Genomic DNA, 20,575 nt, shown 5'->3' with positions numbered 1-20,575 from the left:
ATAGACGCGCGGCGTGGCAGAACTGATCCACTCTCAAAGGCGATTGCTGTGATGCATTTTCAGTGTGTTTAGTACGCGATCCTTACTACATTAGTGTAGTTATTTGACTATCTTGATCGCTTACTAGTTGAGCCCATGATGGACTACTTGCCTCCGGCGAGGCGTCTTACCTCGCATGAGAAGACAAGGTCCTATGCCGGAGCCACTCGGCGTCGATCCGACGGTACAGGTGATCGCCGACGAGATTGCGCAGCATTTCACGCTGACGAAAGGTGTCGGACATGCCCGTCAGCAGTGGCGCGCACTCACCGCGCCGACGCCAAAAGAGCTGCTGCACATGCGGATCGAAGATCGCACCGTCGGGTTCGGCGCGACAACCGACGTCGGTGTGCGGATCTACTGGCCCCCGATCGAACAACAGACTCACTTGCCGATTGTGGTCTTCTACCACGGCGGCGGTTGGGCCGTCGGCGACCTGGACTCCTACGATGCCATTGCGCGCACCCATGCGTACGCGACCGAGGCCATCGTCGTTTCGGTGGATTACCGGCTCGCTCCCGAACACCCTTTCCCCGCAGGCCTTCGCGACGCGTGGGCCGCATTGCAGTGGGTCGGCGAGCACGCGGCCGAACTCGGCGGTGACCCGACACGCATCGCCGTTGCGGGTGACTCCGCGGGTGGCAACATCGCCGCGGTGATGGCTCAGTGCGCCAGGGACAATCACGGCCCGAGACTGGTGTTTCAGCTCTTGTGGTACCCGGCAACGACCATTGGCTTCACGCTGCCCTCAGTTACCGACAAGGCCGATGCCCCGATCTTGAACGTCGACATGATGACGACATTCCTGCGGTGGTATCAGCCGCCCGGCATCGGCTCGAGCGAGCCACGGGCGTTGCCCGCCACGCTGGCTCCCGCCAACGCCGCGGATTTGTCGCGGCTACCGCTGGCGTACATCGCCACAGCGGAACACGACCCGCTTCGCGATGACGGTGCGCGCTACGCCGACTTACTCAACGCCGCGGGCGTCTGGGTGCAACTGCACAACGCGCCGACACTGACACACGGGTATTTGAACTTCGCCTCTGCCGTGCCCGCGGCTGCCGAGGCGATGAACCGCGGATTGGCGGCGTTGCGATCCGGGCTACACCCCGACTGAGAGGACGCTATCGATCAGGCCCCGAAGGCACCCAGCGGGTTGAGCAGTGCCGCGCACATCTGGCGCGGGTTGATGAAGCCGAGCAGGCCGCTGGTGGGCATCGCGGCGCAACCGGTCTTGGTGACCGGGGCCGACGGCGCGCTGGGCGTCGTCCACACGGCCGGGGTGGCCGCCTGCGCGCCGCACTTGGGCCACGCCTTCAGGCCCTGGGTGCGCAGAACGTTCTCCGCGACCCGGATCTGCTCGGCACGCGATGCCGTGGCCGGACTGCCGACGCCGCCGTTTGAGGACCAGGTTGCCGGCTTGAACTGAAGGCCGCCGTAATGACCATTGCCGGTGTTCGACGACCAGTTACCGCCGGATTCGCACTGGGCGATGGCGTCCCAGTTCACGCTGTCGGCGCTGGCGGTGCTGGTCGCGACGGCCATCGGCACCAGACCGAGCGCTCCTGCGATGGCGGTGGCCGACAAGCCTTTGGTGAAAGCGTTACGAACGTTCATCACTGCGGTCCTTCCCCGACCGTTTGAAACAAGGCCCGCTTGAAAAGCTGTGCTCTCCGACGCGGCTATCCCGTGTTTCGGGTGATCAACATCACGCGTTACTCAAGTGTCGAAAGTTTTAATCGTTACTTAATTGGTGTAAGAGGCTTCTGAGAAAGAAGAGGCGGCGCCGGAAACCCCCGACACCGCCTCGTCCTCGTCTTTACTAGCCGCGCTTGCCGCACACCGGCCAGGCGCCGATGCCCTGCGAGTGCAGCACGTTCTCGGCGACGCGGATCTGCTCCTCGCGGCTGGCGTGTTGCGGCGAGCCCTTGCCGCCGTTGGCATGCCAGGTGCCCATGGTGAACTGCAGGCCGCCGTAGTAGCCGTTACCCGTGGCGATGCCCCAGTTGCCGCCGGACTCGCAGGCCGCGACGGCGTCCCAGTTGACGCCGCTGTCCGCATTGGCAGTGCCGGCCCCCAGCGCGATCGGTGCCACAGCGAGCGCACCGGCAATAGCAGCCAGTCCAAACGTCTTGCGGATGTTCTTCACTTCGATCCTTTCGCCAAGCGCGCGCCATCAACACCCGCGCAGGGACGCGGGCGTGAATGCCTGATTCACAGGCGAGGGAGTTGGGCCGCACCGTCTCGGTCAGGTGCGGCAGCGGGAGGCATGAAGCGCCTCGCCGGACAACAGGCCCGGCGGCTGGGGGAAGCGAGAAACGCTGTCCCAAGTTTTGGTGTCAGCCCCGACTCACACGCAGGTTCTTGGTTTTGAAATTGTTTGCTCCGTTTGAAGCTCTTGGGAACGTACAAAGCCGAAGGCGCAAAGTCATATCCGGTGGCGGTTGTGTCGCGGTTTGATCACGGGAAGATCACGGCCGCTGTTGCCGTGGTCCTTGCAGGTCAACCAAGTGTTTGATGGGGCTGCGGATTCCGCGGTCGTGGCGCGTTGCCGTGACGGGAATCACGGTCATTTTGTGAGCTGGCACACCCGAATTCGGGTTTAGCCGCAGTTGAGACGCTGCTCAGCGACCTCACAGGCGCCGTCTTCTGCCACGTGTTCGCTGACCGGTTGCCGCGATGGTCGCCCCGCGAATGACCCCAAACCCCCTGTCCGTGAGGCGTTTTCGGCGCAACAGCCAGCGACGGGCTCGCCGGCCCCAACTCGGCATTCGACGTCAACTCGTTGTCGGACAGCGTGTTCGGGCGATGCCCGCGAATGATTGACGTAGACCGGCGTCCACGTGATCGGCCTATTGCCGCGCCCGGTCGACCTTGACGTTCTGACACCGCCGCAAGACAGGCGCCTTGTCCGGCCGAGCCATTCGTAACGTGACGTAATTGCGGCTCGTAGCGGTCATCGCATCAGTGAAGCCGTTGCGGCGCACTGGATTACAGCGCAGCCAGCGCTCTCGACGTGGCTGATGACATCGGCCGGTGGGCGCCGTCCAATTACAGCGGAATCTGGAAGAATTGCGTGCACCGAAATTCGACCGGTATAAGTCAATTTCAGAATTCAGAATTTGCGAATTTGCTAGGCAATTCGCGACGGGATGATGGCGGCCAGATCGGCGGCGGTGTTGACGTTGGTGAGCGACGGCTGCTCCGGCATCACGATCCGCTGCGTGTCGACCCGATCCACCAACGCCCGCATGCTGCGCTCCCCCGCTGCGACCAGTTCGTGAATGCGGCCGGCCAGGGAGGTGCGGTAGATCCCGGCGAGGTAGTGGTCGCGGCCGTCCCAGGGCAGCACCACATCGGCGCCGAGACGCACCGCAGGACCGACGAGTTCGTCGATCAGGCCCGCGTCGAGGTGCGGCATGTCCACCGCGCAGACGAAGGCCAGCTCGAGTCCGGCGTCGGCGGCCGCCCGCAGGCCACGCCCGGTCGCGAGCAGCGGCCCGACCCCGCGCGCCTCGTCGCGCAGCACTTGGGCCTCGACGGGCGGCAGTGCCTGCCCCGGCGCCGCCATCACGAACACCGGCGAACAGCGCGTGCACACGACCGACGCCGTGCGCTGCAACAGCGTGCTGCCTTGATACGGGAGACTGGCCTTGTCGCGGCCCATCCGGCGGGATTCCCCGCCGGCCAGAATGATCGATGCAAGCGGCACGGGGGGCGTCACGTCGATGAGATTAGTCGACGGTCCAGGTGTCCTTGCCGCGAAGCAGCGACTGAAGCGCCGCCGTGTCGTGCGGCTTGGCTTCGCGCGCCGACGCGACCTGATTGCGCGCCGCATCGTCGTAGGTCGGCTTGCTCACCTGACGGAAGATGCCCATCACCATGTGCTCGAGGTTCTGCTCGGACAGCCGCGACAGCGCGAACGCGTACGCCGGATCCTCGACATTGGCATTGTGCACGACAATTTCGTCGGCCGACACGTCGGCGGTCTTGGCGACCTCGAGTCCGTAGCCGGACTTCACCACGCAGTAGGCGCCTTCGGCGCCGAACGTGATCGGCTCGCCGTGGCACAGGTTGATGATCCGCTCCTCGGCGCCTTCCTTGCGCAGCGCGTCAAAGGAGCCGTCGTTGAAGATCGGGCAGTCCTGCAGGATCTCGACCAGCGCGGCGCCGCGGGGGGCGGCCGCCGCGCGCAGCACCTCGGACAAGCCCTTGCGGTCGGAATCCAACGCACGGCCAACGAATGTCGCGTCCGCACCGAGGGCCAAGGACACCGGGTTGAACGGATAATCCAGCGAGCCCATCGGCGTGGACTTGGTGATCTTGCCGACCTCGGAGGTCGGCGAATACTGACCCTTCGTCAGCCCATAGATCCGGTTGTTGAACAACAGGATTGTGATGTTGATGTTGCGGCGCAGCGCGTGGATCAGGTGGTTGCCGCCGATCGACAGCGCGTCGCCGTCACCGGTGACGACCCACACCGACAAGTCAGGGCGTGCCAGCGCCAGCCCGGTCGCGATGGTCGGCGCGCGGCCGTGAATCGAGTGGAAGCCGTAGGTCTCCAGGTAATACGGGAACCGGCTGGAGCAGCCGATACCGCTGACGAACGCGATGTTCTCGCGTCGCAGACCCAGTTCCGGCAGAAAGTTACGGATCGTGTTGAGGATGACGTAGTCACCGCAGCCGGGGCACCACCGGACCTCCTGGTCGCTGGTGAAGTCCTTGGCCTTCTGCGGTTCGTCGGTGGTGGGCACCCCGCTGAGCTTCGACAGCGGCGTGACGCCGAGGTCCGATCCAACTAGCTGGTTCGATGCGCGATCCGCTTCGCTTCTCGCTGTTGTCATGCGTTAGCTCCCACGCCAGTCTCTATGGTGGCTGTCGCCAGCCGCGCGAATTTGGCCTTCTCGATTTCCTTGTCGCCCAACGTGCCATCGATCGCGGCGTCGATGATGCCCTCGATCTCGTCGGCCAAAAACGCCATGCCCTCGACCTTGGTCACCGACTGCACGTCGACAAGGAACTTGCCGCGCAGCAGCAGCGCGAGTTGGCCGAGGTTCATTTCCGGCAGCACGACCTTCGGGTACCGGCGCAGCACCTCACCGAGATTCGCCGGGAACGGGTTGAGGTTGCGCAGCTGAGCGTGCGCGACCTTGATGCCCTTGCGCCGGGCCCGACGGCACGCCTCGCCGATCGGGCCGTAGCTGCTGCCCCAACCCACCATCAGCAATTCGGCGTCGCCGGTCGGATCGTCGACCTCGAGATCGGGCACCTTGATGCCGTCGATCTTGGCCTGCCGCAACCGCACCATCAGGTCGTGGTTCTTCGGCTCGTAGGAGATGTTGCCCGAGCCGTTGGCGGCCTCGAGACCTCCGATGCGGTGCTCCAGGCCCGGTGTGCCGGGCACCGCGAACTGGCGTGCCAGGGTTTCCGGGTCGCGGGCGTAGGGCTGGAACGGCTCGCCCGACTTCGCGAAGGTGTGCGCAATGGGCGCATAGCTGCCGACGTCCGGAATGCGCCATGGCTCAGAGCCATTCGCGATCGCACCGTCGGAAAGGATCAGCACCGGCGTGTGGTAGGTGACCGCGATGCGCGCGGCCTCGATCGCGACGTCGAAGCAGTCCGAGGGCGAGCGGGGCGCGATGATCGCCACCGGCGACTCACCGTTGCGACCGAACATCGCCTGCAACAGGTCGGCCTGCTCGGTCTTGGTCGGCAGGCCGGTTGACGGCCCGCCGCGCTGCACGTCGACGACGATCAGCGGAAGCTCTGTCATCACGGCGAGCCCGATGGCCTCCGATTTCAGTGAGATGCCGGGGCCGGAGGTGGTGGTGACACCGAGCGCGCCGCCGTAGGACGCGCCGATGGCCGAGCCGATACCTGCGATCTCGTCTTCGGCCTGGAACGTCAACACATTGAAGTTCTTGTGTCGGGACAGCTCATGCAGGATGTCCGACGCCGGAGTGATCGGGTAGCTGCCCAGCACCAACTGGATGTCGGCCAACTGGCCAGCGGTGATCAAGCCGTAGGCCAGTGCCGTGTTCCCGGAGATCTGGCGGTACTCGCCGGAGGTCAGTTTGGCGGGCGACACCTCGTAGGTACTCGCGAACGCCTCGGTGGTCTCGCCGTAGTTCCAGCCCGCCTTCAGCGCCAGCACGTTGGCCTCGGCGATATCGGGCTTGCGGGAGAACTTCTCGCGGATGAACGCCTCGCTGTGCTCGAGTTCGCGGCCGTACATCCACGACAGCAACCCCAGCGCGAACATGTTCTTGGCGCGTTGACCGTCCTTCTTGGACGCACCGATCGCCTCGACAGCGCCGAGAGTGAGGGTGGTCATTGCGACGGGCTGCACGACGTAATCGGACAACTCGTCGGTCTCCAGCGGGTTGGTCTCGTAGCCGACCTTCGCCAGGTTGCGCTTGGTGAACTCATCGGAATTCGCGATGATCAGGCCGCCGCGCGGCAGATCCGACACGTTGGCCTTCAGCGCAGCGGGGTTCATCGCGACCAGCACGTCGGGACGGTCACCGGCGGTCAGAATGTCGTAGTCGGCAATCTGGATCTGGAACGACGAGACACCGGGCAGCGTGCCCTGCGGGGCACGGATCTCGGCGGGGTAATTCGGTTGCGTCGCAAGGTCATTGCCGAACAGCGCCGCTTCGGAGGTGAACCGGTCACCGGTGAGCTGCATGCCGTCGCCGGAGTCCCCGGCAAAACGAATGACGACCTTCTCGAGCTTGGTGCGCGTCGCTGGATCGGCGCCGTTTCCGTTCGCCCCCACTCGCCTGCCTTCCGGTACCGGTCGGCGAAGTCCTCCGAGTCGCGGTCGAGTCGATGCGACGCCGATGGACTACCACCAAGTTTTTGCTGTCACTGTCAGTACCGATTATTGCACTTCTCTTAGGCATGGCTTCACCCGACGCGCGGGTGTCGCCGGTGTGATCGGACGGTTAACCCCATGCTCAGCGCATGTGTCGGCGGCTTACCCAAGCGGACTCTGTGTTTTCCGTCACGTCTAGGAGAACGGCATTCTCTTAGAAATTGGTTACCGATCAGTAGCGCTAACTCGGCAGGTTGTACGGCGTGATCACCTGGATCGGCACGGGCCTCGACGGCTCGGCGGGCAAAGCGCCGCGTTCGGCGAGGATCAGCCGAATCGCCAGCCGCGCGTCGGCGCGCAGATCGTTGTGCAGCACCGCGGAGAGCCGACCTTCCCGCAGCAGCCGCCGGTTGTCGGCGTCGAGGTCGTGGGCGATGAAGACACGGCAGGTGCGCCCCAAGGCGTCAAAGGCCGCGACCGTGGCCGTGTTACCACCGCCGACCGAGTAGACGGCCTCGACGTCGGGGTGTTGTTGCAGCGCTTCGAGCACCAGCCGCTCGTTGGTGGCGTCGATTCCGTCGCTGTCGCTGACTTCGACGATGCCGCGGCCGGAGGCCCTCAACGCCGAACGGAACCCGACTTCACGCTCGCCCTCGCCACGGAACACCGTGCGGGAGAGCGTGATGAGCACGTCTGAGGATGCCGCGCCGAGCCACTGGTTCATCAGATAGGCCGCGGTCACGCCAGCCCCGTGATTGTCGATGCCGACGTACGCGCAGCGTGAGCTGGCGGGAACGTCGGTGGTGTAGGTGACCACCGGAACGCCGGCGTCGACGAGGCGGTCGATGGCCTCGGCGACTTCCGGGTCGTCCTGCGCCTTGAGCACGACGCCGTGGCTGCCGCGCAGACGGCCGAGCGCGTCGACCATCTGCGCCGTCGATCCCGACTCCCACAGGTGAAACCGGGCCCGCACCATGGCGGGCGCGAACGCCGGGAGTTCGGCTTCCACCGCCGCCCGGAAGGCGTCGGAGAACCGCTGCGGTGTCTGCATCACGACGTCGATCAGGTAGCGCCGGCCGACGAGCCGCAGTTGCGCGCGTTGTTTGTCCAGGTCGGCGATCGCCTGTATGACCTCTGCCCTGGTGTTTTCCCGCACGCCGGGCCGCTCGTTGAGGACGCGGTCGACGGTGGCCTCGCTCAGCCCGGACTGCTGGGCGATCTCGCGGACCTTGTAGCGGTGCGGCACGGCCCTTCCTTCCCTCGCAAAAGGAGATTCTGAGGGGTTTTTGATGGATTTTTGGCGTTGATTGGGGTCGAGCTCACAGCAAGACTATCGAACCATGACGGCCACCGTGCGCACGACACCCAGGGCGTGGATCGACGAGGCTGACCTGCGCCTCGACGACTTTCGCGCGCAGGTGTCGCGCAGTGTCGACCTCGACGAGTACCCGCTCGCGTCTGACGTCAGAAGCAACGTGCTGTGCTATTCGCCGGGCGCGGTCGCCGCCGCCGACCGCAGGACGCTGCAGTCGGAACTCATCCACGCGCTGACCGACGGCCCGGGGGTGGTGGTCTTCGAGGCCGCGTTCGACGGCGATGTCGTCGACCGGGCCAGCGACGCGTTCTTCGCGATCATCGACGCCCAGCGCGCCGCGGGCACCGCGGCCGGTGACCACTTCGGCAAGCCCGGTGCCAACGACCGTATCTGGAACGCTGCCCAGAAGCTGGCGCTGCACGACCCGCAGGTGTTCGCCGCGTACTACGCGAACGACGCCCTTGCCCTCGTGTCGCAGGCATGGCTGGGCCCGCGGTATCAGGTGACCTCGCAGGTAAATGTGGTGAATCCTGGCGGCGTTCAACAGGTTCCGCATCGTGACTACCATCTGGGTTTCGTCCCCGACGAGCACCTCGCCGCCTATCCCGCCCATTTGCACCACGCCTCGCCGGTGTTGACGTTGCAGGGTGCGGTGGCCCATTGCGACATGCCGGTCGAAAGTGGCCCCACGATGTTGCTGCCGTTCTCCCAGCAGTTCGCGGGCGGCTACCTCGCGTTCAACCGCCCCGAGTTCATCGACTTCTTCGCCGAGCACCACGTGCAGGTACCGCTCGCGAAGGGGGACGCGGTGTTCTTCAACCCCGCGCTGTATCACGGTGCGGGCTCGAATGTGTCGAGCAGCATCCGACGCATCGCCAACCTGCTGCAGATCTCGTCGCCGTTCGGTCGCGCGATGGAGGCGCTGGACCGCACCGCGATGGTGCGGGCGATCTATCCGGCCCTGCGCGCCATGAAGTCGGCGGGCCGCCCCGAGCGTGACCTGCTCAACGCCGTCGTCGCGACCGCCGAGGGCTACGCGTTTCCCACCAACCTCGACAGCGATCAGCCGATCGGCAGCCTGGCACCACCAAGTCAGGTGGACACCGTGCTGGCCGCGTTGGCCGACGACCTCACCCCAGAACAACTCGACGTCGCACTGCGCGACCAAGACGATCGGAGAAAACCGTGACCGCACTCGGGGTAATCGGGTTGGGCCGCATCGGCGCGTTCCACACCGAGACACTCTCCGGCCTGGAAGGAGTCGACCGGCTTGTGGTCGCCGACGAACGGGCCGACGTAGTCGCCGCAGTAGCCGCGAAACACGGTGCCACACCCGCAGATTCCGTAGAGGAGCTGTTGTCGTCGGGCATCGACGGTGTGGTCGTTTCGGCGGCGACGCCTGCGCACGCCGAGCTGACGCTGGCCGCCGTCCACCGCGGGCTGCCCACCTTCTGCGAGAAACCGATAGCCGCGACCGCCGCGGAGAGTGCGCGAATCGCCGAGGTGATCGCCAAATCCGGGGTGCCGGTGCAGGTGGGTTATCAGCGACGGTTCGACACCGCGTTCGCCGCCGCCAAGCGCGCGGTCGACGACGGCTCGCTCGGCCTGCTGCACACCGTCCGCAGCACCACGATGGATCCCGCTCCCCCGCCGATGGAGTACATCGCAGGCTCGGGCGGCATCTTCCGCGACTGCGCCGTACACGATTTCGACGTGCTGCGGTGGATCACCGGACAGCAGGCGGTCGAGGTGTACGCGACCGGCAGCGTGCAGGGCGACCCGCGGTTCACCGAGTACGGCGACGTCGACACCGCCGCCGTGGTGGTCAAGTTCGACCAGGGCACCATCGGACTGGTGTCCGCGGCGCGGTACAACGGTCGCGGCTACGACTGCCGCCTGGAGGTACACGGATTTCATGACACCGTCGTCGCCGGATGGGATCAGGGCGCACCCGTGCGAAATATGGACCCGGACAACGAGTTCCCGGCCGGCCCGGCGCACCACTTCTTCATGGACCGCTTCACCGACGCATTCCGCGCCGAGCTGAGCGCGTTCGTCGATGTGGTCAACGGCACCGCAGCGCCTGCCTGCACAGTGGCCGACGCGGTCGAGGTCGCATGGTTGGCGGAGGCCGCGACGGAGTCGTTGCGGCGCGGTGTCCCGGTTCGGATCGAGGATGTGAGGTCGAAGTGAACAACGTGAAGATCGCGGGAGCGCCGATTTCCTGGGGTGTGTGCGAGGTGCCGGGCTGGGGCCATCAGCTTGAGGCGCAGCGCGTGCTCGCCGAGATGCGTGAGCTTGGTTTGACCGCAACAGAACTGGGGCCAGACGGCTTCCTGCCGTCCAATCCGCCGGAGCTCACGGCGCTGCTGCAGTCCTATGGGCTCAGTTGTGTCGGCGTGTTCGTCCCCGTCCTGCTGCACAACGCGGGCCACGATCCGCTGCTCGACATCGCCGGTCCCCTCGACTCGTTACTGGCCTGCGACGCCGACGTCCTGGTGCTGGCGGCGGCCACCGGCACCGACGGGTACGACTCGCGCCCGACGCTCGACGACGCCCAATGGGCAACGCTGCTGGGCAATCTCGACCGGCTTGCGGCGGCAGCGGCCGACAGGGGTGTCGTCGCTGTACTGCACCCGCACGTCGGGACGATGGTGGAGACGCGAAGCGACGTCGACCGCGTGTTGGCAGGCTCGCAGATCAAGCTGTGCCTGGACACCGGGCACCTGCTGATCGGCGGCACCGACCCGCTGCAACTGGCCCGCGAAGTGCCCGGCCGCATCGCGCATGCGCACCTCAAGGACGTCGACGCCGCGTTGGCCGCCCGCGTGCAGGGCGGTGAGCTCACCTACACCGAAGCCGTCCGCAGCGGGATGTACACACCGCTCGGCCACGGCGACGTCGATATCGCCGGCATCGTCACGTCGTTGCGCAGCAACGGCTTCGACGGATGGTTCGTGATGGAACAGGACACCATTCTCGCCGCAGAACCCGTCGATGAAGGACCGGTACGCGATGTGCGGACCAGCGTGGCGTACCTGAACGACGTCTGTCGGTCCGTCCCGGCATGACCGTACGAATTGGGGTGCTCGGCGCGTCGCGCATCGCCGAACTGGCGATCGTCGGCCCCGCGCACGAATTGGGACACCGATTGGTTGCCGTCGCGGCACGCGATCCGCACCGAGCGCAGATGTTCGCCGAAAAGCATGGTGTGGAACGGGTTTTGCCGTCCTACGACGCGGTGGTCAACGACCCCGAGGTCGACGTCATCTACAACCCGCTGGCCAATTCGCTGCATGCACCGTGGAATCTGGCGGCGGTGGCGGCGGGTAAACCGGTGCTGACCGAGAAGCCGTTCGCACGTGACCGGGCGGAGGCGCAGCGCGTCGCCGCGGCCGCCGACGCCGCGGGAGTGACTGTGATGGAGGGCTTTCACTACCTGTTCCATCCGGTGACCCGGCGCGCACTGGAGTTGGCGGGCGACGGCACGCTCGGCGAGTTGGTGCATGTCGAGGTGCGGATGGCGATGCCTGCCCCAGAGGACGACGACCCGCGCTGGTCATTGGAATTGGCGGGCGGCGCGTTGATGGATCTCGGGTGCTACGGCATGCATGTCATGCGCCGACTCGGACATCCGTCGGTGGTGCGCGCCCACGCCGAGCAGCGCACCCCTGGAATCGACGCGTGGTGTGACGTCGAGCTGGCGTTCCCCGACGGCGCAACGGGCCTGAGCGCGAACTCGATGGTCGCCCACGACTACACATTCACGCTTCGCATCGTCGGGACGCGCGGCGATGTGTTGGCGCACAACTTCATCCGACCGCACGTCGACGACCGACTCACGATCAACACCCCCGCAGGCACGACGGTCGAGCGGCTGGGCACCCGCCCGTCGTACACCTACCAACTCGAGGCATTCGCCAACCACGTGGAGCACGGTGCGCCGCTACCGATCGACACCGCCGACGCGGTTGAGAACATGGCATACGTCGATGCGGCGTATCGAGCGGCGGGCATGTCGCCGCGCTAGGAATCACCGAAAGGCGGTACAGAACCCTGGATGATCGTTTCGTCTCCCGCCGAGTTGCACAGTCCGTACTTCGCGATGGCGTTGGTGAGGAAGTACCGGCTGAGCGGTGCCAGCGCCAAAGCCCACATCGGTGAGTAGCCGTAGTTGGCGCCGGCCACTGACGAGTCGACGAAATCGCCGGCGCCCATCCACGCCATGCTCCCACGCGGAGGCGTGGCCACTCATACGTCGGATTCCTCTGGGGCCAGCAGCGATGGTCTGTCCATCGGCACGCTAGACCCAATTTTCAATCCGCGGATAAGAGCTTCCGGCACACACCGAGCAGATCGGCAGGCGTCAGTCGTCAGATGACTTCGGATAGGTGTGGTGCAGGTGGTCGCGCAACGCTGCGGCGGCAGCCGCACCGTCACCAGCCGCAATGGCGTCCAGTATTCGACGATGCTGCACTTGAAGGTCCTTCGACACGTCCTGCCACGGCCCGAGTTGCCGCATCGCGGACAGCCGGTGCCGCTCTACCGTGTCGCGCAACGCGCCGGTGAGGTAGGCGATGAGACGATTTCCGCTGGCCTGCGAAATTCTGGTGTGGTACAGCGAGTCGAGGGCGTTGAACTGCAGAATGTCGACGCCCGGTTTTTCCATCGCGTCCAGCAGTTTGCACAACTCGGCGATGTCATCGACTGTCGCCGACGACGCTGCTTCACGAACCGCCCACTCTTCGACGATGAGGCGGGTTTGCACGACTTCCACCTCGGAAAAGTTGCTCAACCCGATGTGAAGCCGAAGCATGCTGGTCAACGCGTCCGACGGTTCAGTCGCCAGTACCTTGGTCGACTCCGGGCCCGAGGTGACCGGCTCGGCAATGATGCCGAGCGCCTCCAGGGAGTGCAGTGCCTCGCGGACCGATGGCCGGCTGACGCCCAACAACTGGCTCAGCTGCCGTTCACTGGGGAGGCGGTCACCGCGGTGCAGTCCGCCTTGCCGGATGCGCTGCTCGATCTGATCGATCACAAGCTCGTGGACGCGGGCACGCCGAACTTTGGACCATCCAGTGGTTTGCGCACCCGAATCCTCTTGCACCGTCACACGAAGAAATTTAGCGTGTAAGACCGCGGGTGATGGTCTTACCAACAAAGGGGCGACGATGGCATCATCAACATCGGACCGCGTCGAGTGGGCCGGTGAGCGGGGAGAAAGCCTGAGTGATGTCCGAGTCCTGGACCTCAGCCGAATACTGGCGGGGCCGTCCCCGACCATGTTGCTCGGCGACTTGGGTGCCGACGTGATCAAGGTGGAACGCGACACCGGCGACGACACCCGCTCGTGGGGACCGCCGTCTGCCCAGGGTGAAGCGACGTACTTCTGGAGCGTGAACCGCAACAAGTGCTCTGTGGTGTTGGATCTGCAGAATCCTGACGACGCCGTCGCCGCCGCCGCACTCGCGGCATCCGCCGACTCGATCCACGAAGCCTTAGCGCTCGCAGAGCAACTCGGTCTCGCACCGCAGCTTGTTGTCGGAGAAGGCGATCGGGCCATCCCACAGGTGACGAGTCCGCTCAAGCTCTCGGCCACACCCGTGACTTATCGCTTGCCGCCACCGGCGCTGCCCAATCGCACTGCCACACAGGAGGTTCAGACGATATGACACCCACCGTGGTGGCGCCCGCCAGTAAACGCGACGCATTCCTCGACACTTTGCAGAAGCGACTCCGCCCGGATGCGGTCATCGTCGACCAGACAGCCCTTCGCACGTACGAGTGCGACGGCCTCACCGGATTCCGTGTGGTACCAAGCGCAGTCGTTCTTGCGGATTCAACCGACGACGTTCGCCAAGCGGTGCTGACCTGTATCGAGTTCGGGGTGCCCTACGTGGCGCGAGGCGCAGGCACGGGATTGTCCGGCGGCGCGATGCCGATCGAGCACGGCATCGTGGTCTCGCTGCAACGCATGCGCCGCATCGTCGACATCGATCCGGTCAATCTCCGCGCGACGGTCGAACCGGGCGTCACGAACATCGACATCTCCAAGGCGGCTGCGCCCTACGGTCTACATTTCGCCCCTGATCCGTCGAGCCAGCAAGTGTGCACCGTCGGCGGCAACGTCGCCGAGAATTCAGGGGGTGCGCACTGCCTGAAGTACGGCTTCACCGTGAACCATGTGCTCGAGCTCGAAGTGGTGCTGCCGGACGGGGAGGTGGTGCGTGTTGGCGGAGTCAACCGCGAGCAGGTCGGTTACGACCTTCTTGCTGCATTCGTGGGCTCCGAAGGCACTTTGGGCATTGTCACCCAGATCGTTGTTCGACTCGTTCGAAATCCTGCCAGTGTGCACACTCTGTGCGCGGACTTCCCGTCGATCACTGCCGCATGCGAGGCCGTCACCCGGATCATCGCCGCAGGCATTGTGCCTGCGGCGATCGAGATGATGGACAGCATCGCGATCGAAGCATCGGAAAAGGCGGTGGGGGCCGGGTACAGCCTGGACACCGCTGCTGCGCTGATTGTGGAGAATGACGGTCCCGCCGCCGAATCGATACTCGAGTTCGAGGCTGTCGAACAGATTTGTCTAGACACCGGGTCGACAAAGATCCGCATCGCCGCGGACGCGGCCGAGCGAGCCATCATCTGGCGTGGACGCAAGGCCGCGTTCGCGGCAGTGGGGCGCATCAGTCCCGATTACATCGTTCAAGACGGCGTTGTCCCGCGCACGCGACTCGGTGAAATCCTCTCGCGGATAGCAGAAATGGCAGCCGAATCCGGTCTTCGTGTCGCCAACGTTTTTCACGCCGGCGACGGCAATCTGCACCCACTGGTGCTCTACAGCGAGGCGGACGGACAGCTGGAACAAGCCGAAGAGCTGTCTCGCAAGATCGCCGAGTTGTGCGTACAGATGAACGGATCGCTGTCCGGCGAGCACGGTATCGGCATCGACAAGGCCTGTTCGATGCCGAAGATGTTCTCTGCGGCGGACCTGAAGGCGATGTGGTGCCTTCGTCAAGCCCTCGACCCCAGCGGCTTGTGCAACCCCGGAAAACTCCTGCCAACGCCCCGGTTGTGCGGGGAGAAACCGGGAATCTATGTTCCTCACCCGCTGGAGGTCACCGGTGACATCGAACGATTCTAGTGTCCAGCATGCTTCGCACTCGGATTGGAATCCGGAGACCGTTGACGAGGCGGCCGAGTGCCTGCGCAGTGCGGCGCACGATCGCGCCACCATCGACATCGCCGGCGCTGGCACCGCGCAGAATTGGGGCGGCAACACCGATCCCAATACCGTGATCCACACTGGCAGAATCGATTCCATCCTCAGTTACGAACCCGCCGATATGACGATCCAGGTCGGTGCGGGTATGCGCGTCGCCGACCTCCAGGCAGTAGTGGCCGAGCACAATCAGCGCCTCGCCATCGACGCGGCACGTATTCATCGGGGTGCGACCGTCGGCGGCCTCCTCGCCACAGCCGATCAGGGCCCTTCTCAGCTGGCGTTCGGCGGGCCCCGCGATCTCGTCATCGGCGCCGGCCTCGCGTTCGTCGACGGCCACGTCGCGCGCTCCGGAGGAAACGTCATCAAAAACGTCGCCGGGTACGACCTCGCCCGGTTGGTGTCCGGATCACTCGGCACCTTGGCGCTCATCACACACGCCACATTCCGCTTACACCCCATCCCGGCGGCGACCGGGACGATGACCATGGAACTGGATATCGATGACGCGACGGCCTGCGCTCGCCGCATCGCCGAGGCCGCTCTGAATCCCGTCGCTGCCGAGTGGATCAACGGCCTGCTGCTGATCCGTTTTGAAGGCACCGGCAATGGTGTGCAGGAACGCCTCGACGCAGCCATGCGCATCGCCGACCGCCCATGCGACGCATTCACTGCCGACGAAGCTGCCCAAGTCTGGCTACGACATGCATTGGGCAAACCTGACAGCGGTGAAGATGCGTGCACAACGGAAATGCGTGCCCTCGCGCGACCAACAGATGTTCCTGCCCTCGTGCAGGACGCCGATCGGATCGGTTCCGAGCAGCAGGCCACCTGCTCCGTCGCCGCGTCGGTTCTCACTGGACGAGTCGACCTGACGGTGGATGCGCCAGTGCTGTCCCGTCATGCCGACGTTATTTCTCAATGGCGTCAGTCAGTCGAAAGACTCGGCGGGTCAACGGTTCTCCGTGATCATCCCAGAGAGTTGAACGACATGGTCGCCGCGTGGGGGTCGCCGCCGTCGGCGGTCGCTGCCATGCGCGCGATCAAGACCGCTTATGACCCAAACCATCTGCTTGGACGCGGACGTTTCCATCCGTGGTTCTGATGGACGATTGAAGGAGTCTGACTTCACATGGCGAGTTCGTTCGACGATCACCATCCGCCTAAACCCGAATTGCTGTCGGAATGCGTACATTGCGGGTTCTGCTTGCCGACATGCCCCACCTACCAATTGTGGGGTGAGGAAATGGACTCCCCAAGGGGACGCATTCACTTGATGAACCTCGCGACCGACGGTCAGATACCCATCGACAGCAGTTTCGCCAAGCATTTCGACACGTGTCTGGGATGCATGGCCTGCGTTTCGTCCTGCCCCTCCGGTGTGCAGTATGACCAACTGCTGGAGGCGGTCCGACCTCAGATCGAACGGGCGGTGCCCCGTAGCGTGACCGACCGACTGTTCCGCGCATTGATCTTCTTCGTGTTCCCTTACCCCGCCCGACTTCGCGTGATTGCGCTGGGCGCCTGGCTATATCAGCGATCGGGTGCGCGGTGGTTGCTCCACAAGAGCGGCGTGATGCGCTTGTTGCCGGCGCGGCTTTGCGCATTGGAGGCGCTGATGCCGCGGGTGGCCCTGCGAAACATCGTCACTCGCCACCGAGGGGTTCGCCGACCAGTCGGCAAGCCGCGACGGCGGGTAGCCCTGGTCACCGGCTGTGTCCAGCAGGTGTTCTTCGCTCAGGTGAACGAGGCAACCGTACGGGTGCTGCTGGCCGAAGGCTGTGAAGTCATCACGCCAAAGCAGGAATGTTGTGGCGCACTGAGCGTCCATTCCGGCCGTGAGGACGAAGGGCTTGCGCGGGCGCGCAAGATGATCGAGTCGTTCGAGGACTCTGATGTCGACGACATCGTGGTCAATGTCGCGGGCTGTGGGTCGACGCTCAAGGAGTACGGCCAGCTCTTGGCCGATGATCGCGAATATACCGAGCGCGCCGCAAGGTTCAGCGAAAAAGTTCGCGATATCAGTGAGGTGCTGGCCGGCTTGACTCCGCAAACGGCCCGGCACCCGATCCCCGCCCGCATCGCGTACCACGACGCCTGCCACCTCGCGCACGGCCAACAGATCCGCCAACAGCCCCGCAACGTCTTGCGGACCATCCCCCGGCTGGAGCTTTTAGAAGTACCGGAATCCGAATTGTGCTGCGGCTCAGCGGGAACCTACAACATGGTCCAGCCGGAGGCGGGCGATGAACTCGGCAAGCGAAAAGCCACCAACATTCTCTCCACTGGGCCCGATGCGGTGACGACCGGCAACCCCGGCTGCCTGCTTCAGATTGCCCGCTACCTGGATGGTGTGCCGCTGTTTCACCCCGTTGAACTCATCGATTTCTCCATTCGCGGCGTCAATCCGGTGACGAGTGGGCAGCAAACTGGCCGATGGAGAACTAAATCGGCTCAGGCGGTGTGAACGCGGCGCGCGCAAGCCACTCGCGAAACGACTGCAGTTCCGGATTGAGCTCGCGCACCGCGGCCAGATCCCTGTCCCCAGCGAAGCGTGCCGAGTTCTGCGTGTAGTACTGGAACATGTTGCCCATCTCGACAGCCCCCGGGAACCCCTGCGCGCGAAAAGCATCCCAGCTCACCGGACGGTACGTGACAGTCTCACCAAAGGCCTCGCTGAACGCCGACGCGTACTCATCGCCGGTCAGGTGATCGCCCGCAATGCTGACCGTCTGGCCGATGAACGGTGCCCCTCGTTTGAAGATGCCCAGCGCGGTTTTACCGATGTCGGCGACGGCGATCCCTGACAGGGACTGGTCGGCCATCGGCAGCGTCAGTACCAGCGAGCCGTCGTCGACCCGCATCGGGCCTACGCCGCGCAGGAAGCTCTCGAAAAAGAACGTCGTGCGCAGGAAAGTTGTCGGGACGTCATAGTCGCGAAACAGTGCATCTGCCTCGGCCTTGGCGTCGAAGTGCGGAACCTTGTACCGCACTTCGACGGTGGGCACGCCGTCGTCGTCACCGAGGACGTCACGAGTGTCTTCGAGCGTCGACCAGATGACGTGACTGACGCCGGCCTGCCTGGCCGCCAGCGCCGCGTTGTCGGCCTGTCGGAGTTCCATGTCGGCCCTTGTTCCTTCGGCCTCTTCTTCCGCGGAACGTTCGGCCCAGTAGTTGGTGACTACGAACGCACCGTCGGCGCCGTCGAATGCCCTGACCACGCTCGCCCCGTCCTCGAGATCGGCTTCGACGATCTCGGCACCAGCGGCGGCAAGTTCGCGCGCCGTCGCGGACTGTGCACTGCGGGTGAGGACCCGCACCCGGAATTCCGTTGCGGTGTCGTCGAGAATTGCCCGGACCAGGCCGCCGCCTTGCGAACCGGTACCGCCCACTACGGCGATCAGCTTTTTATTGGACATGATCTTCTCCATTCGGTTCAAAAATTGATGTGTCTATTTGCCGTCTCTTCGTGCGACTATCGGTCCGCCGGCTGGAGAATCGTCTTGCCATGCAGGCGCCCAGCGTCGGAATCTCGGTGCACCGCAGCAGCTTCGGCGAGCCGACGGCGATTGACGACTTCAATGCGTAGCTTCCCCTCGTCGACGCGGCGCACCAATCCGGCGAGCTGGTCGGCGTCGCTGCGCACGAATACTCGCTGCGTGCGGACGTTGCGTTCGGGGTTTTCCGGCCCGACGACCATGGTGCCGACGTGGAAGCCGCCGTCGCCGACGACGCCGATCAATGCTTCGGTCTGCTCGTCGGTCGTGGGAACCAAGTTGAGTACGACGTCAAAAGGCGCTCCGTCGACGGTGATCGGGGACTGCGTGTAGTCGATGTAGTCCACAATGCGGTCGGCGCCGTAGTCACGCAGCCGGGCGGCGTCGCGATCCTTTGCCGTTGCGGTGACGACGGCGCCGGCCTGCTTGGCCAACTGAATTGCGTAACCACCCACTGCACCCGAGGCACCGTTGATGAGGATCGATTGGCCCCCGCTGAGCTCGGCGATCTCGAAGAGAGACTGCCACGCAGTCAACCCAGCCTCGGGTAGTGCTGCCGCGTCGGCAAGTTCAACCGACGTCGGCGCGGCGGCCAGTGAATTCGCTGGGGCAAGCGCGTATTCCGCGGCGGCGCCATCGGCATCCAGGGGAAGAAACGCGACAACGGCGTCGCCGACATTCCAGCCCTGCACGCCCTCACCGACCTCGGCGATCGTCCCGGCCACGTCGACACCGGGAATGTGCGGAAAGTTGATCGTGTACACCTGCGCCAAATAGCCGCCACGAATCCCGGCGTCGACCGGGTTGAACGAAGTGGCGGCCACCTGGATGAGTACCTGTCCGGGGCCCGGAACTGGTCGCGGGGCGTCCTCGTACACGAGTACGTCGCTGTCGCCATAACGGTGGTACCGAACAGCCTTCATGATTCCTCCTCAGTCGAATGCTTCGAACGTGAAGCAGTTACCTGCCGTGTAACTGCTCCGACATCGAAGCAATTCCCTGCCGGTAGTGACGCGCGTCACATGTGTGTGCAAGCAGGAAGTCATGCCAGAAGCGATGCAGCGCAAAACGCTGATCGCGTCATCGCCGCTGCGATCCGAGCGTGTCTAGCCGAGGGAGAATTCGTGCGACGCGAGCATCCCCCCGGCGGGTTTCTCCGTCGTCAGGAATGCACGATCAAGCGGCACCGGCGCGTCGCTTGCGCGGCGCCGCCGACCGCGGCGGACGACGCCGCATGTGGTCGCGAGCCTTGGTCATCATGTCGCCGAGGACACGCACGTCATTGCTCGTCAGCGAATCGAAGAGCAATTCGCGCACGACCAGGATGTGGCCGGGCAACACCGCCGCGACGCGGGCGCGACCATCGGGGGTGATCTCGACGAGCGTCGCACGCTGGTCCACGGGGGACGCCGAGCGTGTGATGAGCCCCTGCGCCTCCAACAGTCCCGCCTGATGCGTCAAACCGGATCGGCTGTACACCACACCGTCGGCGAGGTCGGTCATGGTCAGTGGTTCATCAGCGTCGGCCAGCTTGGCCAAGATCTCGAATTGCACATAGCTCAAGCCACCTTCGTCCTGCAACTGCTGGCGCACCGCGTGCTGAAGCAAGCTGACCGCCTCCATCAACGCGAAGTACGTGCGCAACTGAGTGGGATTGAGCGCCTCAGTCATGCCGAACAGCA

18 protein-coding genes and 2 pseudogenes are annotated in these 20,575 nt (G+C 64.8%); 9 read left to right on the top strand and 11 right to left on the bottom strand.

The window, feature by feature from the left end; all coding sequences use genetic code 11:
- Positions 1-193: 193 nt before the first annotated feature.
- Positions 194-1,156 carry an alpha/beta hydrolase gene (locus A5724_RS20420; RefSeq protein WP_067806149.1) on the top strand — a complete coding sequence of 321 codons (963 nt, stop codon included), beginning with the start codon at positions 194-196 and terminating at the stop codon, positions 1,154-1,156.
- A 179-nt stretch (positions 1,157-1,335) separates the two neighbouring features.
- On the opposite strand, the pseudogene A5724_RS35185 reads toward A5724_RS20420, so the two are convergent.
- The 6 genes and pseudogenes from A5724_RS35185 to A5724_RS20390 all read right to left on the bottom strand — a co-directional run.
- Positions 1,336-1,557: pseudogene (locus A5724_RS35185) on the bottom strand (transglycosylase family protein); the annotation flags it as partial.
- A gap of 304 nt (positions 1,558-1,861) precedes the next feature.
- Positions 1,862-2,086 (bottom strand): annotated as a pseudogene (locus A5724_RS20410) (transglycosylase family protein); the annotation flags it as partial.
- A 1,086-nt stretch (positions 2,087-3,172) separates the two neighbouring features.
- On the bottom strand, positions 3,173-3,763 hold the full coding sequence (mobA, locus tag A5724_RS20405) for a molybdenum cofactor guanylyltransferase (protein ID WP_197518729.1): 591 nt from the start codon (positions 3,761-3,763) through the stop codon (positions 3,173-3,175).
- Positions 3,764-3,773: 10 nt separating this feature from the next.
- The gene (locus tag A5724_RS20400; RefSeq protein ID WP_067806140.1) at positions 3,774-4,883 is read right to left on the bottom strand and encodes a 2-oxoacid:ferredoxin oxidoreductase subunit beta; all 1,110 of its coding nucleotides are present in this window, start codon (positions 4,881-4,883) and stop codon (positions 3,774-3,776) included.
- Entirely contained in the window at positions 4,880-6,817 is a 1,938-nt protein-coding gene (locus A5724_RS20395) for a 2-oxoacid:acceptor oxidoreductase subunit alpha (protein ID WP_067806139.1), read from the bottom strand. Before A5724_RS20395 ends, A5724_RS20400 begins: the two co-directional genes overlap by 4 nt.
- A 280-nt stretch (positions 6,818-7,097) precedes the next feature.
- Entirely contained in the window at positions 7,098-8,102 is a 1,005-nt protein-coding gene (locus A5724_RS20390) for a LacI family DNA-binding transcriptional regulator (RefSeq protein ID WP_067806136.1), read from the bottom strand.
- Positions 8,103-8,196: 94 nt separating this feature from the next.
- Here A5724_RS20390 and A5724_RS20385 point away from each other — a divergent pair, with 94 nt between their 5' ends.
- From A5724_RS20385 to A5724_RS20370, 4 genes are read left to right on the top strand one after another with little or no spacing between them, the layout of a single operon-like run.
- Complete coding sequence (locus tag A5724_RS20385) at positions 8,197-9,360, top strand: phytanoyl-CoA dioxygenase family protein (RefSeq protein ID WP_067806133.1); 1,164 nt, start codon at positions 8,197-8,199, stop codon at positions 9,358-9,360.
- A complete protein-coding gene (locus A5724_RS20380; protein WP_067806130.1) occupies positions 9,357-10,364 on the top strand; it encodes a Gfo/Idh/MocA family oxidoreductase in 1,008 nt (335 codons plus the stop codon). The genes A5724_RS20385 and A5724_RS20380 overlap by 4 nt, the downstream gene beginning before the upstream one ends.
- Positions 10,361-11,242, top strand: coding sequence for a sugar phosphate isomerase/epimerase (locus tag A5724_RS20375; protein WP_067806128.1), 882 nt, complete (start codon positions 10,361-10,363; stop codon positions 11,240-11,242). Before A5724_RS20380 ends, A5724_RS20375 begins: the two co-directional genes overlap by 4 nt.
- The gene (locus A5724_RS20370) at positions 11,239-12,201 is read left to right on the top strand and encodes a Gfo/Idh/MocA family protein (RefSeq protein ID WP_067806125.1); all 963 of its coding nucleotides are present in this window, start codon (positions 11,239-11,241) and stop codon (positions 12,199-12,201) included. The genes A5724_RS20375 and A5724_RS20370 overlap by 4 nt, the downstream gene beginning before the upstream one ends.
- Here the strand turns inward: A5724_RS20370 and A5724_RS20365 are convergent.
- Both A5724_RS20365 and A5724_RS20360 read right to left on the bottom strand, forming a co-directional pair.
- The gene (locus tag A5724_RS20365) at positions 12,198-12,389 is read right to left on the bottom strand and encodes a hypothetical protein (RefSeq protein WP_156752378.1); all 192 of its coding nucleotides are present in this window, start codon (positions 12,387-12,389) and stop codon (positions 12,198-12,200) included. The two genes, A5724_RS20370 and A5724_RS20365, sit on opposite strands and share 4 nt — an antisense overlap.
- Positions 12,390-12,537: 148 nt before the next feature.
- Positions 12,538-13,284 (bottom strand): FadR/GntR family transcriptional regulator, encoded by a 747-nt coding sequence (locus tag A5724_RS20360; protein ID WP_197518728.1) that lies wholly within the window; start codon positions 13,282-13,284, stop codon positions 12,538-12,540.
- Positions 13,285-13,342: 58 nt separating this feature from the next.
- On the opposite strand from A5724_RS20360, the gene A5724_RS34950 reads away from it, so the two are divergent.
- From A5724_RS34950 to A5724_RS20340, 4 genes are read left to right on the top strand one after another with little or no spacing between them, the layout of a single operon-like run.
- Complete coding sequence (locus tag A5724_RS34950) at positions 13,343-13,843, top strand: CoA transferase (RefSeq protein WP_082965166.1); 501 nt, start codon at positions 13,343-13,345, stop codon at positions 13,841-13,843.
- Positions 13,840-15,318, top strand: coding sequence for an FAD-binding oxidoreductase (locus A5724_RS20350; protein ID WP_082965161.1), 1,479 nt, complete (start codon positions 13,840-13,842; stop codon positions 15,316-15,318). The genes A5724_RS34950 and A5724_RS20350 overlap by 4 nt, the downstream gene beginning before the upstream one ends.
- A complete protein-coding gene (locus A5724_RS20345; RefSeq protein ID WP_067806116.1) occupies positions 15,299-16,501 on the top strand; it encodes an FAD-binding oxidoreductase in 1,203 nt (400 codons plus the stop codon). The genes A5724_RS20350 and A5724_RS20345 overlap by 20 nt, the downstream gene beginning before the upstream one ends.
- Positions 16,502-16,528: 27 nt before the next feature.
- Positions 16,529-17,863, top strand: a complete 1,335-nt coding sequence (locus A5724_RS20340) for a (Fe-S)-binding protein (RefSeq protein WP_067806113.1) — start codon at positions 16,529-16,531, stop codon at positions 17,861-17,863.
- On the opposite strand, the gene A5724_RS20335 is transcribed toward A5724_RS20340, so the two are convergent.
- The 3 genes from A5724_RS20335 to A5724_RS20325 form a co-directional block, all read right to left on the bottom strand.
- Positions 17,841-18,815, bottom strand: a complete 975-nt coding sequence (locus A5724_RS20335) for an NmrA family NAD(P)-binding protein (RefSeq protein WP_067806522.1) — start codon at positions 18,813-18,815, stop codon at positions 17,841-17,843. The two genes, A5724_RS20340 and A5724_RS20335, sit on opposite strands and share 23 nt — an antisense overlap.
- A 56-nt stretch (positions 18,816-18,871) precedes the next feature.
- Entirely contained in the window at positions 18,872-19,816 is a 945-nt protein-coding gene (locus A5724_RS20330) for an NADP-dependent oxidoreductase (RefSeq protein ID WP_067806111.1), read from the bottom strand.
- Positions 19,817-20,069: 253 nt separating this feature from the next.
- Positions 20,070-20,564 carry a MarR family winged helix-turn-helix transcriptional regulator gene (locus A5724_RS20325; RefSeq protein ID WP_067806519.1) on the bottom strand — a complete coding sequence of 165 codons (495 nt, stop codon included), beginning with the start codon at positions 20,562-20,564 and terminating at the stop codon, positions 20,070-20,072.
- Positions 20,565-20,575 lie beyond the last annotated feature (11 nt).

The sequence above is a fragment of the Mycobacterium sp. ACS1612 genome (assembly GCF_001667505.1).
Lineage (GTDB): Bacteria > Actinomycetota > Actinomycetes > Mycobacteriales > Mycobacteriaceae > Mycobacterium.
Note: the sequence above shows the minus strand (reverse complement) of the source record. Positions and strands in the feature narration are given on the sequence as shown.